The 12,782-nt window shown below is 73.8% G+C and carries 11 protein-coding genes; 4 read left to right on the top strand and 7 right to left on the bottom strand.

The annotated features are described in order from the left end of the window. Window positions 1-18: 18 nt before the first annotated feature. The 7 genes from AB0D44_RS16535 to AB0D44_RS16505 all read right to left on the bottom strand — a co-directional run bounded on the left by AB0D44_RS16535 (window position 19) and on the right by AB0D44_RS16505 (window position 8,202). The gene (locus AB0D44_RS16535; RefSeq protein ID WP_362590661.1) at window positions 19-1,419 is read right to left on the bottom strand and encodes an aminobutyraldehyde dehydrogenase; all 1,401 of its coding nucleotides are present in this window, start codon (window positions 1,417-1,419) and stop codon (window positions 19-21) included. Beyond that, window positions 1,412-2,728 carry an NAD(P)/FAD-dependent oxidoreductase gene (locus AB0D44_RS16530; RefSeq protein WP_362590659.1) on the bottom strand — a complete coding sequence of 439 codons (1,317 nt, stop codon included), beginning with the start codon at window positions 2,726-2,728 and terminating at the stop codon, window positions 1,412-1,414. Before AB0D44_RS16530 ends, AB0D44_RS16535 begins: the two co-directional genes overlap by 8 nt. Before the next feature lie 16 nt (window positions 2,729-2,744). Further along, window positions 2,745-3,914 (bottom strand): ABC transporter ATP-binding protein, encoded by a 1,170-nt coding sequence (locus AB0D44_RS16525; RefSeq protein WP_362590656.1) that lies wholly within the window; start codon window positions 3,912-3,914, stop codon window positions 2,745-2,747. 5 nt (window positions 3,915-3,919) lie between these two features. Continuing rightward, window positions 3,920-4,867: an ABC transporter permease gene (locus tag AB0D44_RS16520; RefSeq protein ID WP_362590653.1), complete on the bottom strand. Its 948-nt coding sequence runs from the start codon at window positions 4,865-4,867 to the stop codon at window positions 3,920-3,922. Continuing rightward, window positions 4,864-5,685: an ABC transporter permease gene (locus AB0D44_RS16515; RefSeq protein WP_362590651.1), complete on the bottom strand. Its 822-nt coding sequence runs from the start codon at window positions 5,683-5,685 to the stop codon at window positions 4,864-4,866. Before AB0D44_RS16515 ends, AB0D44_RS16520 begins: the two co-directional genes overlap by 4 nt. Before the next feature lie 85 nt (window positions 5,686-5,770). Beyond that, window positions 5,771-6,901 (bottom strand): extracellular solute-binding protein, encoded by a 1,131-nt coding sequence (locus AB0D44_RS16510; RefSeq protein WP_362590648.1) that lies wholly within the window; start codon window positions 6,899-6,901, stop codon window positions 5,771-5,773. 125 nt (window positions 6,902-7,026) lie between these two features. After that, window positions 7,027-8,202: an aromatic ring-hydroxylating dioxygenase subunit alpha gene (locus AB0D44_RS16505; RefSeq protein ID WP_362590645.1), complete on the bottom strand. Its 1,176-nt coding sequence runs from the start codon at window positions 8,200-8,202 to the stop codon at window positions 7,027-7,029. A 440-nt stretch (window positions 8,203-8,642) separates the two neighbouring features. Between AB0D44_RS16505 and AB0D44_RS16500 the strand changes: the two genes are divergently transcribed. The 4 genes from AB0D44_RS16500 to AB0D44_RS16485 are packed head-to-tail and all read left to right on the top strand — an operon-like array spanning window position 8,643 to window position 12,622. After that, complete coding sequence (locus tag AB0D44_RS16500; protein ID WP_362590643.1) at window positions 8,643-9,062, top strand: hypothetical protein; 420 nt, start codon at window positions 8,643-8,645, stop codon at window positions 9,060-9,062. Beyond that, window positions 9,059-10,357 (top strand): NADH-ubiquinone oxidoreductase-F iron-sulfur binding region domain-containing protein, encoded by a 1,299-nt coding sequence (locus AB0D44_RS16495; RefSeq protein WP_362590640.1) that lies wholly within the window; start codon window positions 9,059-9,061, stop codon window positions 10,355-10,357. The genes AB0D44_RS16500 and AB0D44_RS16495 overlap by 4 nt, the downstream gene beginning before the upstream one ends. Further along, window positions 10,354-10,545, top strand: a complete 192-nt coding sequence (locus tag AB0D44_RS16490; RefSeq protein WP_362590637.1) for a ferredoxin — start codon at window positions 10,354-10,356, stop codon at window positions 10,543-10,545. The genes AB0D44_RS16495 and AB0D44_RS16490 overlap by 4 nt, the downstream gene beginning before the upstream one ends. A 1-nt stretch (window position 10,546) precedes the next feature. After that, window positions 10,547-12,622, top strand: coding sequence for an acetate--CoA ligase family protein (locus tag AB0D44_RS16485; protein ID WP_362590634.1), 2,076 nt, complete (start codon window positions 10,547-10,549; stop codon window positions 12,620-12,622). Window positions 12,623-12,782 lie beyond the last annotated feature (160 nt).

Genomic DNA, 12,782 nt, shown 5'->3' with positions numbered 1-12,782 from the left:
TGTGCGGCCGGGCAGGGGTCACAGCATGACGTGCTTGGTCTGGGTGTAGTCCAGGAGGCCGGACATCGAGAGGTCGCTGCCGTAGCCGGAGTGTTTGACTCCGCCGTGGGGCATCTCGGAGACGGTGGTGCCGTGGGTGTTCACCCAGACGATGCCGGTGTGCAGGGCCCGCGTGGCGCGCAGCGCGCGGTCGTGGTCGGTGGTCCAGACGCTCGCGGCCAGCCCGAAGCGCACTCCGTTGGCGAGGTGCAGCGCCTCGGCCTCGTCGGCGAAGGACTGGACGGTCACGACGGGGCCGAAGACCTCCTCCTGCACGATCTCGTCGTTCTGGCGGACGCCGGCGACCACGGTCGGCGCGTGGAAGAAACCGGGGCGCGGCAGCCGGCTACCGCCGGTGACGATCTCGGCGCGGGCGGGCAGGCGCTCCAGCAGGGCCTGCACCGAGGCGAGTTGGGCCGCGCTGTTGAGGGGGCCGAAGTCGGTGCCGGCGCGCAGCCTGCCGGTCTCGGAGGCGAACGCCGCGAGGAACGCGTCGTGGATCCGGCGGTGGACCAGGAGACGGGTGGGCGCGGTGCAGTCCTGCCCGGCGTTGTAGTAGGCCACCGCGGCGAGGGCGGCGGCGGTCGCTGCGGGGTCCGCGTCCTCGTGGACGATGACGGGAGCGTTGCCGCCGAGTTCCAGGTGGACCCGTTTGAGGTCGGCCGCGGCGGCCGCCGCTATCTCCCGGCCGGCCCGGACGCTGCCGGTGACGGCGATCAGGGCGACCGCCGGGTGGGCGGTGAGGGCCCGGCCGGTGTCGCGGTCGCCGCAGACGACGTTGAGCACCCCTGGCGGCAGGTGCTCCGCGGCGATCCCGGCCAGCAGCACGGACGAGGAGGGCGTGGTGTCGGCGGGCTTGAGCACCGTCGTGTTTCCGGCGGCGATCGCGGGAGCGATCTTCCAGACGGCCATCATCAGGGGGTAGTTCCACGGCGTGATCTGGGCGCAGACGCCGACCGGTTCGCGGCGCAGCAGCGAGGTGCGGCCCTCGGTGTACTCGGCCGCGGCGGCGCCCGGCAGGTTCCGGGCCGCACCGGCGAAGTAGCGGACGGCGTCCACGATCGCGGGCAGCTCGTCCGCCGTGAACCGGTCCGCGGGCTTGCCGGTGTCCCCGGTTTCGGCGGCCACGAAGGCGTCCGCGTGCGTCTCGATGGCATCGGCGATGCCGAGCAGGGCGCGCTGGCGGGTCGCGGGAGTGGTCGTGGACCAGTCCGTGTACGCCGCTGCCGCAGCGGCGCAGGCCGCGTCCGCGTCGGCGGGGCCGGAGCGCGCGGCACGGCGGTGCACGCGGCCGGTGGCGGGATCGGTCAGGGCGGTGGTCGCCCCCGAGGAGGCGGGGCGCGCCACTCCCCCGATGTGGTTGTGCAGGGCGTCAGCCACGGCGCAGCGCCTCCTGGGCGGCCCCGCGTCCGGTGCGGACGGCGCCTTCCATGTAACCGGCCACCCACTGGTCGGATCCGCAGACGTAGAAGGGGGGTTCGTGGGTGCCGTGCAGGGGGCCGACCGCCATGACGTCACCGGGGGTCCACTGGGTGACGTACCCCTGGGTCCACGGGTCGGTGCCCCACAGGCGTACGTGCGTGGCGAGCGGACGGTGCGCCTCGTCACCGAAGAGGCGGGCGACCTCGGCGAGCAGTTCGGCGGTGCGCAGGGCGGCGGGTGTGCCGAGCAGGACGCCGTAGCGCTCGGGCGGGACGAGGGCGGAGAGGATGCCGTCGCTCTGCGGCCAGGTGCTGCCGAGGACCCCTTCGGATTCGGACAGGCCGCTGAGGCCGCGGTCGCGCCAGAAGGGACGCGCGTACGCGGCGGTGAACTTGGCTGCCAGGGCGTGGCGTTGGTGGTGCAGGGAGGCGAGGCGCCGGTCGGATACGCCGGTGACGGCGACCGAGCGGAGCGGGCCCACCGGGAGGGCGCTGACCACGGCGGCGGCGGTCAGGGTCTCGCCGCCCGCCAGGCGCACGGAGCAGCGGCCGGGCCGTCGTACCGCGATCGCCTCGACGGGTGAGCCGGTACGGATCCGCCCGCCGAGGGCCTGCGCCATGCGCAGGGCCACGGTGGCCGAGCCCTCGGCGACCCGCAGGCCCTCCCACGCCTCGTACTCGTAGTGGCCTGCGCCGGGTACGGCCGCGTGCTTGCGCAGGGCGGCGAGCAGGGAGGTCCGCTCGCAGGAGCCGTCGGCGAGGGCGAGGTGGCCGATCTCCCAGAGGCGTACGACGGCTGGGGTGGCGCCCTGGGCGCGCAGCCAGTCACCCACGGACAACCGGTCGAGGTGCGCGGCCTCGGGGTGGGACCAGGGGTCGGCCGGGTCGACGGTCCCGGCGAGCACGGTGAACGCGGCGGTGACCTTGGTGTGGCAGGCCTCGTCGCCCGGCCCGAACCAGTGGGGCGGGTCCGCGGGGGATGCTCCTTCGGGGGTGGCGCGGGTGAGGGAGCCGGGCTCGGCGACATAGCTGGGGACCAGGGTGAGGCCCAGTTCCGCGGCCAGGGTGGTGTAGGCGGTGTGGGCCCGGCCCACCACCTCGCCGCCGAGCTGGACCAGCCGGCCGTCGGGGAGGGCGGTCTGTTCGACGCGGCCCCCGACCCGGTCGCGGGCCTCGAGGACGAGGACGTCGGCCCCGCCCGCTGCCAGGTCGCGCGCGGCGGCGAGACCGGCCAGTCCCGCGCCGAGCACGAGGACGTCGTGGTTCATCTAGGTGTTCCTCCGGTCAGGCGTCGGCGTGGTCCAGGACCAGGCAGTGTTCGGGCTTCCAGCCGATCTCGACCTGCTCGCCGCCCCTCCAGCGGTCCTCCCTGCGGGAGCGGACGGTGTTCTGCTCCAGCACGGACACCGTGACGCCGGGGGCCAGTTCGATGAGGTAGGTGGTGGTCGGGCCGCAGTAGACGGTCTCCCGGACGACTCCGCCGACCTGGGCCATGCCCGGTTCGAAGTCGGAGAGCCAGATCTTCTCGGGGCGGATGGAGAGGCTGACCCGGCTGCCGTCGGGGATGCCGGAGCGGGTGCCGACCGGGAGGGCGGGGCCTTGGTCGAGGAGGACCCGGCCGGAGCGGTAGGTGCCGGGGACGAGGTTGGAGGTGCCCATGAAGGAGGCCGCGAAGCTGCTCGTCGGGCGCTCGTACACGTCCTCCGGTGTGCCGCACTGCTCGATGCGGCCCCCGTTCATGACAGCGAGGCGGTCCGACATGGTCAGGGCCTCGTCCTGGTCGTGGGTGACGAGGACGAAGGTGATGCCGACCTCGCGCTGGATCTGTTTGAGCTCGACCTGCATGCGTCGGCGCAGGGTGAGGTCGAGAGCGGCCAGCGGCTCGTCCAGCAGCAGGACGTGGGGCCGGTTGACCAGGGCGCGGGCGAGGGCGACGCGTTGCCGCTGGCCGCCGGACAGCGTGGCCGGCTTGCGGCCGGCCAGGCCGCCGAGTTGGACGAGTTCGAGCATGTCCGCGACCCGCCGGCGGATCTCGGTGCGGGCGACGCCCTTGCGCTTGAGTCCGAAGGCCACGTTGTCGGCCAGCGAGAGGTGGTCGAACAGGGCGTAGCTCTGGAAGACGGTGTTGACGTCGCGCTTGTTGGGCGCAAGGCCTGTGACGTCCGCCCCGTCGAGCAGGACACTGCCTTCCGTGGGGTCGGCGAAGCCGCCGATCATCCGCAGCAGGGTGGTCTTCCCGCAGCCGGAGGGGCCCAGGAGGGAGAAGAACTCGCCCGGGGCGATGTCGAGGGTGACGTCGTGGACGGCGTGGGCGTCGGAGCCGGGGTACCGCTTGCCGACCCGGTCGAGCCGGACGGCGGGGTGCGGGCGCGGGTGCGGGTGCAGGAGCGGGGGCGGGGGCGGGGGCTGGTTCGGAAGCGGAAGCGAGTGCGGGTGCGGGTGGGGATCCGGCATGGGTGTCACTTCCCGGAGAGCAGATCGAGGCCGCCGCGGCGGCCGAACAGGCGCGGGATGGCGAGCGCGAGCACGATGAGGGCGATGGATCCGACGAGCATCAGGGTGCCCACGGCGTTGATGGTGGGCTGGACGCCGAACCTGATCGCCGAGTAGATGCGTACGGACAATGGCTGCGGGTCGACTCCGGTGGTGAAGTAGGCGAGCACGAAGTCGTCGAAGACCAGGGCGAAGATCAGCACCCCGGACGCGAGGATGCTGGGGAGCAGCGCGGGCAGTGTCACCAGGAACAGCGCTTGCCGGCGGGTGGCGCCGAGGTCCATCGCGGCCTCCTCGACCTCGGGGTTGAGGGCGGCGATGCGGGAGCGCAGGATGACCGTCACGTAGGAGATGGAGAAGGTGATCTCCGCGAGCATCACCGTGGTCGTCGACAGGGTGACGCCGAGCCCCTTGAAGAGCATCATCGCGGCCACTCCGGTGACGATCTCCGGCGTGATCAGCGGGACGAGCATGACCAGTCCGGCGAAGGAGCCGAGGCGCCCGCGGCTGCGGACCAGGCCCAGCGCCAGGGCCACGCCGAGGACGAGCGAGCCCGCCATGGCGACCAGGGACACCCGCAGGCTCGTGCCGAGCGAGTCGATGAGTACCTCGTCGCGCAGGAACGCGCCGTACCAGCGGAGGCTTACGTCCTCGAAGACGGTGAGGGACTTCTGCGAGTTGAAGGAGAACAGGGCGACGACGCCCACGGGCAGGTAGAGCAGCGCGAAGAAGGCGGCGGTGACGGCGATGGCGAACCGGGGCCGGCGCTCGGCTGCGCGGCGGCGGCGCGGGCGGCGGAGCCGCGGTCGGCGGGCGGGGCGGGCCGGGGGCCCGTCGGCGGCCGGGAGCCCGCGGTGTCCGGGCGGGTCGGCTGCCGGTGTGCGCACCGTGCGGGGGGCGGGGCGAGGGCTCATCGGACCGCCTCCGCCTCGTCCTTGCGGGTGCGCCGCAGGTAGCCGAGCATCCCGAACAGCAGGACCGCCATCAGCAGCATGGTCAGGGCCGAGCCGAGCGGCCAGTTCTGCCCCTGGAAGAACTTGTCCTGGATCAGGTTGCCGATCATGATCTGGTCCGGTCCTCCCATGAGCTGTGCGCTGACGAAGTCGCCCATGGCGGGCAGGAGGACGAGGACGCAGCCGGCGGCCGCGCCCTGCCGGGTGGCGGGGACGGTGACGAAGAGGAAGGTCCGCAAGGGGCCGCCGTAGAGGTCGCGTCCGGCTTCGATGAGCGAGGTGTCCATGCGTTCCATGGCCGCGTACAACGGGATGATCATGAAGACGACGAAACCGTAGACGAGTCCGGCGATGACCCCGGGGCCGGTCTGGAGGATCTTGGTTCCGTCGTCGGCGATGCCCAGGGCGCGCAGGGCCTCGAGCAGCGGTCCGTCGTCGGACAGGACCACGGACCAGCCGTACATCCGCACCAGGTAGTTGGCGAAGAAGGGCACGACGATCGCCGCGATCAGCAGGTTCTTGAAACGTCCGCCGTGCAGCGCGATGGCGTAGGCGACCGGGTAGGCCACGGCCAGGCAGATCACACAGGTGATCAGCGCGTAGCCGAGGGAGCGCAGCAGGACGGTGCGGTAGGCCGGGTCCGCCAGGGCGGCGAAGTTGCCGGGGTTGAGACCGAAGCGGGGGTTTCCGAGCGGGTCGGTGGTGCCGAACGCGAGCGTGGCCACCAGGAGCAGGGCGGCGAGGAGGAAGCCGGTCATCCACAGGGTGCCGGGAAGCATGAGCCAGGTCCACAGCCTCGCTCCCGGCACGGGCGGCCCCCCGCGCGGCGGAGACACCCTTGGGGATCGGTCGCTCCGTGCCATGTCAGCCGGCCTTCACGTCGGTCCAGGCCGCGTCGCGGTGCTGTTCGCCCTTCGCGGTGCCGTTGCGGAAGTAGCTGTCGTCCTTGAGGTCGTCCGCCGTCACCAGGCACTGGGGGAAGGGCTCCACGAGCGCGGTGTAGGTGTCCTCGCTGCCGCGGACGGGCATCGGGTAGCCGATGTACTCGATGTTCTTCTTCACGTTCTCCGGGCGCAGCATGTAGTCGATGAAGAGCATGGCGGTGCCGGGGTGTTGGGCGTCGGCGGGGATGGCGTAGCAGTCGGAGTTGACGGGGGCGCCCTCCCGGGCGACTTCGAACCCGAAGACGGCGGGGTCCTCCGCCTGGGCGAGCATGGCGGCCATGTCCCCGCTCCACGCCTGGGTCATGTCGGCGTTGCCGTTGAGCAGGTTGTTGTAGCTGTCGCTGGAGAAGCCGCGCAGGCGGGGGCGGAGCGAGCGGAGGGTGTCGGTGACCCGTGCCAGGTCGTTCGGGTCGTCGGTGGTGAGTCGCAGGCCGAGCTTGAGGGCGCCCATGCCGAGCACCTCGTCCCGGTCGTCGAGTGCGAAGACCTTGCCCTTGGCCTGCTCGTTCCACAGGTCGTCCCAGGATCCGGTCAGGTCGCCGAGCCGGTCCCGGCGCCAGCCGATGCCGGTCTTGTACATGGTGAAGGGGACGGTGTGGCGGGAGCCGGGGTCGTACCAGGGGTCGGCGAAGTAGTCGTAACCGCCGAACACGGCCTCGGCGTTCTTCAGGCGGGCGTGGTCGATGGTGCGCAGCCTGCCTCCGGCGGCGAGGCGCTCCGACCATTTCGCGGTGGGGAAGATGATGTCGTAGCGGTTTCCGGCGTTGAGCTTGGCCGCCATGCCTTCCATGGAGTCGAAGTTCGACTGGACGACCTTGACGCCGTACTCCTTCTCGAAGCCCTCGAAGACGGCCGGGTCGACGAAGTCGGCCCAGTTGAAGTAGATGAGGTCGCCGTCGACCTTGACGTCGATCGGCGTCTCCTCGGCCGCCTTGCCGGCCGGGTCGGGTTCGGATGCGAATCCGCAGCCGGCCGCCGTGAGGCCGAGGGCCGTGGCGGTGCCTGCGCGGAGGAAGGAGCGTCGGGACAGGGAGTGTGCCTCGGGGGACATCGGGGGTCCTCTCCGTAGGGGGCCGGGGTGTTTGTGTGGGGGGCGGGACGCTGTTCCGCGCGGGGAGGCGCGGGGGGGGCGGGGGCCCTGTTCAGCGCAGGAGGCGCGGGGGGCAGGGGTGCTGTTCAGCGCAGGGAGGCGTGCGGGCCGGCGTCGAGGTCGGCCCGGATGCGGCCGGCGAACCAGCCGACCGCCGACTCTCGGCGGGACAGGGGTCCCGGCTCGAAGCCGGGCGTGGACAGCCCCTTCTGCACGCGGGCGACGAGCTCGGCGTCCTCGTCGTTGGTGATCCAGCCGATGTGCATGTTCAGGCGGCGGGCGAGCCGGGTGCGCAGTCCCGTGCCGCGCCGGGTGTAGAACGCGCCGGGTACGGCCACCCGGTCCACCGCCGTGGGGATCGCGGTCCAGGCGAGCACGTGGTCGGGGTAGAAGTCGATGAGGGTGTTGGGGTAGATCACCGCGTACCGCCAGACCCGCCGGTCCTCCTCGGCGAGGCCGGGCATGGGGGCGGCGATGCGCTGGTAGAGGCGTTCGGCCCAGTTCGAGGAGGGCTTGTCCCGCAGCGGCGAGGCGAACAGCGCGTACGAATCCTCGATCTCGCAGGTGTAGCCCTGGTAGTCGAGCAGCCGCATCAGGCCGGGGTGGGCCACCGGCACGTGGTAGCCCTCCAGGTAGTTGTCGACCGCCACCTTCCAGTTGGCCTCCTGCACTTCGGCCCCGGCCAGGTCGTGGATCCGGCTGCGGCCGACCGGCACCAGGTCGGCCCCGGCGTAGTGGCCGACCGCCTCGGCGAGTCCGGCGCACTGGGCCGCCAGGGGGACGGCGTCGGGGTCGAGGTTGACGAAGACGAAGCCGAGGAAGGATTCGACGCGGGCCGGGAACAGACCGAGCGCGGGCTTGTCGAGGCAGGGGATCTGCCGGGCCTCCGGGGCTCCGACCAGGCTCCCGTCGAGGCGGTACGTCCAGCCGTGGTAGGGGCAGCGGATCGCCTTGCCGGTCGTTTCGGGGGCGGTGACCAGGCGCGTTCCGCGGTGGCGGCACACGTTGAGGTGGGCGGCCAGGCCGCCGTCCTCGGTGCGGACGACCAGGACCTCCCGGTCCGCGACCGCGGCGGCGAGCCGGGCTCCCGGGCGGGGCAGGTCGGACTCGTGGCAGACGAGCTGCCAGGACTTGGCGAAGACCTGCCGCACCTCCGCGGCGGCCGTGTCCGGGTCGGTGTAGTAGCGGGCCGGCAGCGCGGGCCCGGGGGCGTCCTGGACCTGCGGGTCGGGGGAGGTTTTCTCAGGGGCTTTGGAGTGCATCGGATGACTCCTCCGTGCCGCAGTGCGGCGATCGGTGTCGAGACGACCCAGCTGTGGGCAACAGGCCGGGGCGGACGCCGAGACCTTGCTGACCGATTGGACAGTCAGATTGCTGGCTGATTTCCGCCGGGTCAAGACTTGTACGCTGACCGATCGGTCAGCTACCGTAATTCTCGTCGCTGCCCCGCTGTTTCTCCACCTCTGGGCCTTTCGTCCGGCCCGGTGCAGCCCCGCCGCCCAGGCATCCGCCCGGGCCCGCCCTCCCCTGATCCCCTCCTGCACGCTCCCGCACGGCTCCCGCATCACTGGCAGCCGCCGCGGTGAGCCCTGGGTTCGCCTCTCGCCCGCCCCCCTGCCTCCCGGCCCCTGCCGGCGATCCGGTCGATCACGGCACACCCCCATCCGCCCCTCCCCACCCCACCCCCTCCCCGGAGGCACGCATGAGCGGTCGTCGGCGTCTGGACTGGCTCGGGCTCACCCCCGAACCCGAGCGGGAACTGCCCGCAGCGGTCGCCGCCCTGCGCGCCTCCTCGCACCGTCCGCCCCCGGATCCCGCCCGGTCGGCAGAGCTGACGGCCGTCGAACGGCGGCGCGTGGAGCGCCTGGTCCTGCGGGGCAGCCGCCACACCTGGCTCCGCTACCTGGCCGAGGTCACCGCACTGGTGACCGCGGTGGCCGCCCGACCCGAGCAGGGCGACCGCGCCGCCGCCCTGCTCGCCGCCGAGGTGGTCCTCGATCACCACCGCATGCTCATCGGCCTGCCGGGACCGGGGTACGGCCGCACCGCCAGGGACCGCACCGCGCTCGAGAGCGCCGTACGGACACTGCGCACCACGCCCCGGAAGGGAAGCAGTCGATGACCACGATCCGATTCCCGGCGCAGCCGCCGCCGGGTTCCGTACTCGGAGCGGCGCCCGGCGCCACGGAGGATGCCGAGGCCTACCGCGCCACCGGCGGCTACGCCGCGGCCACCGGGCCGGACGAACTGCTGCACCACCTCGCCGCGTCCGGGCTCCGCGGGCGCGGCGGGGCCGGGTTCCCCGCCGCCGTCAAGCTGCGCGCGGTCCGCGAGCGCGGCGGCGCCCCGGTGGTCGTGGCCAACGGCGAGGAGGGCGAGCCCGGTTCGGTCAAGGACCGCTGGCTGCTGCGGGCCCGGCCCCACCTGGTCCTCGACGGGCTCGCCCACGCCGCCGCGGTCACCGGCGCCGTACGCGGCTACGTGTACCTCTCGGACCCCGCAGCGGCCTCACGCGTCCGCCGCGCCCTGGCCGAACGGGAGCCGCCCCTGCCCGTCGAGGTCGTCGAGACCGCCCACGCGTACGTGGCCGGTGAGGAGAGCGCCGTCGTCCGCCGGATCGACGGCGGACCGGCCCTGCCCACCGCCAAGCCGCCCCGCCCCTTCGAGCGGGGGGTCGGCGGCGCCCCGACCCTGGTCGCGAACGTCGAGACCCTCGCCCGCATCGCCCTCACCGCCGCCCGCCCCGGCCTTCGGCGGGACATCGCCCGCTCCACCCTGGTGACGCTCTCCGGCGGACGGTCGGCCCCCCTGCTGACCGAAGTCCCCTACGGCGTCCCCCTGCGCACCCTGGCGGCGGCGCACGGCACCCCCGACGCGGCCGGAGCCCTGATGGGCGGACTGTTCGGCGGACTCGTCGGCCCCCGCGCCCTGGACCTCCCGCTCGAACCCGGCGCACTCGCCGCGGCCGGCACCGCACTGGGCTGCGGAGCGATCCGCTTCCTCGCCGCCGGTGACTGCCCCGTGGCCACCGCCGCCGACGCCGTCGGCCACCTCGCCGCCGAGAGCGCACGGCAGTGCGGCGTCTGCGTGTCGGGCACGGCCTCCGTCCGCGACGCCGTGCACGCACTCGCCACGGGCGTGGCCGGGCCCGACACACTGGCCCGCCTGGAGCGGTGGTCGGGCGCCCTGCCGGGCCGCGGCGCGTGCGGCCTGCTCGACGCCGCCGCGGGGACCGCCGGCAGCCTCCTGCGCGCCTTCCCCGAACTCGCCCGGTCCCATCTCGGCGGCCCGTGCCCCGGCTGCGCCGCCGCCCCCGCCGCGGGCGGACCCGGGCGCCGCCTGGCCGTGGCCGTACCCGAGGTCTCCGACACGCCCCCGTGCCGTACCCCGCTGCCCGTGCTGAAAGGAACACCGTGAAACTCCTACTGGACTCCACCCGCTGCCAGGGCTACGGGCTGTGCCAGGAACAGGCACCCCACCTGGTCGAACTCGACGAATGGGGATACGCGAAGGTCATTGCCGTCGCCGTCCCGCCCGACTCCGAGGAAACGGCCCGGGCCTGCGCCGAGAGCTGCCCCAACTCCGCCCTGCGCGTGGAGAAGTGACATGGGACGCGATCTGACCGCTCTCTTCGACCCGGCTTCCGTCGCCGTAGTCGGCGCCAGCGACGACCCCGCGAAGTACGGCCACGCGGTGGCCTTCCAGGCGCTGCGCGCCGACGGCCGCAGGCCCGTGCACCTGGTGAACCGGCGCGGCGGCACCGTCCTCGGCAGACCGGCGGCCCCCTCCCTCGCCGCGATCGGCGAACCCGTCGAGCTGGTGGTGGTCTGCGTCCCCGGCAGCGGCTTCGAGGACGCCGTCGATGACGCCCTGGCCTGCGGGGCAAAGGCGATCGTCGGCATCACGGCGGGCTTCGCCGAGGCCGGACCGACGGGACTGGCCAGGCAACGCGCCGTCGTCGCCCGCGTCCGGGAAGCCGGAGCCCTCCTCATCGGACCCAACTGCCTGGGCATCGCCGACAACACGACCGAGCTCTACCTCGCCTCCGACCGCTTCGCGCCCGGCGGGGTCGCCCTGCTCAGTCAGAGCGGCAACCTCGCCCTCGAACTCCAGCTCCGCGGCACTCCGCACGGGCTGGGCTTCTCCCGGTTCGTCTCCCTCGGCAACCAGGCCGACGTCACCCTCGTCGACCTCGTCGAGGACTGCGCCCGCCACGAGGCCACCACGGCGATCGCCGTGTACGCCGAGGACTTCGGCGACGGCAGGGCCTTCGCCCGGGCCGCCGCCGCGGCGGGCAGGCCGGTGGTCCTGCTCACCGCCGGCCGGGGCAGCGCCTCCGCCCGCAGCGCCCGGTCGCACACCGGAGCGCTCACCACCTCGGCCGACGTGGTGGCCGCCGCCTGCCGCGACGCCGGGGTGGAACTCGTCCGCACCCCAAGGGAGATGACCGTCGTACTGGCCGCCCTCGGCGCGGGACCGGGGCAGCGTGCGCGAGGACGCCGGACCGCGGTCTTCACCGACGGCGGGGGCCACGGCGCGATCGCGGCCGACGCCGCCGAGGACGCCGGACTCGAGGTACCGGAGCTCGCCGCGGCCACCCGGGAACGGCTGAGCGCCGTGCTGTGGCAGCAGTCCGCGGTCGGCAATCCGGTCGACCTGGCGGGCATGGGCGAGCAGCAGCCCCTCTCGTACGCCGACACGGTCGCGGAACTGCTCGGCGCCGACGAGGTCGACGCCGTCCTGATGACGGGCTACTTCGGCGGCTACGCGGCGTCCGACGGCGGGCTGGGCGGCGGCCCGGCCGGCGGCTCCGTGCTCGCGGAGGGCGAGACGCGGGCCGCCGAGAAGATCGTCACGCACCTCGCGGCCTCGCCGAAGCCGCTGGTCGTACAGTCGATGTACCCGCAGTCCCCGAGCTGCCGGGTGCTGGCCGGGGCCGGGATACCGGTGTTCGCCGCCACCGAGGACGCCGCCCGTGCGCTGTCGGCGATGGCCCGCCGCCCGGCGGGCCGCGCACCGGAACTCCCCGCGCTGCCCGCTGCCGCCGCACCGCTCCGGGACCCCGGGTACCACGGGGTGCGCGCGCTGCTCGGCGCCGCCGGTGTGCCCTTCCCGGCGGCTCGCGAGATCACCGGCGAGGCCGGACTGCTCGCCGCCGCCCGGGAGTTCGAGGGGCCGTACGTGCTCAAGGCCCTGCACCTCCTGCACAAGTCCGACGCGGGCGGCGTCGCGCTGCGCCTGGCCGGTCCGGACGCGCTCCTCGCCGCCCACCGCGACATGCACGCCCGGCTCGGCGCCCGCTCGTACTCGGTCGAGGCGATGGCCGACCTCTCGGACGGCATCGAGCTGATCGTGGGCGTGCAGCGCGATCCCCGGTTCGGGCCGGTGGCCATGGTCGGGCTCGGCGGCATCCTCACCGAGACCCTGCGCGACGTGGCCTTCGCGCTCGCGCCGGTGCCGGCCCGCCGGGCCGAGGACCTGCTGCGCGGCCTGCGCAGCGCCGCCCTGTTCGCCGGCGTCCGCGGGCGGCCGGCCGTCGACGTGAGCGCCGCGGCCTCCGTCATCGAGCGCATCACCACGGTGGCCGCGGAGCATCCGGAGATCGCCGAACTGGAGGTCAACCCCCTGCTGGTCCGCCCGGACGGCGCGCTGGCCCTGGACGCACGGGCCGTCCTCGGCTGACCCGGCCCGCGTGCACGGCCTGCCCCTGCGCCCTGCGGTCCGTACCGCCCCGCCGTCCGTGGGGACCTGCCCCCCAACGTCCAGCCGCCGCACCGCTTCCGTCCGCACCCGTCCGTCCGCACCCCGTCCGTCCGCACCCCGTCCGTCCGCACCCCCGCGT

This window comes from Streptomyces sp. NPDC048349, assembly GCF_040651925.1.
Lineage (GTDB): Bacteria > Actinomycetota > Actinomycetes > Streptomycetales > Streptomycetaceae > Streptomyces.
This window is presented reverse-complemented; position numbering and strand designations above follow the sequence as displayed.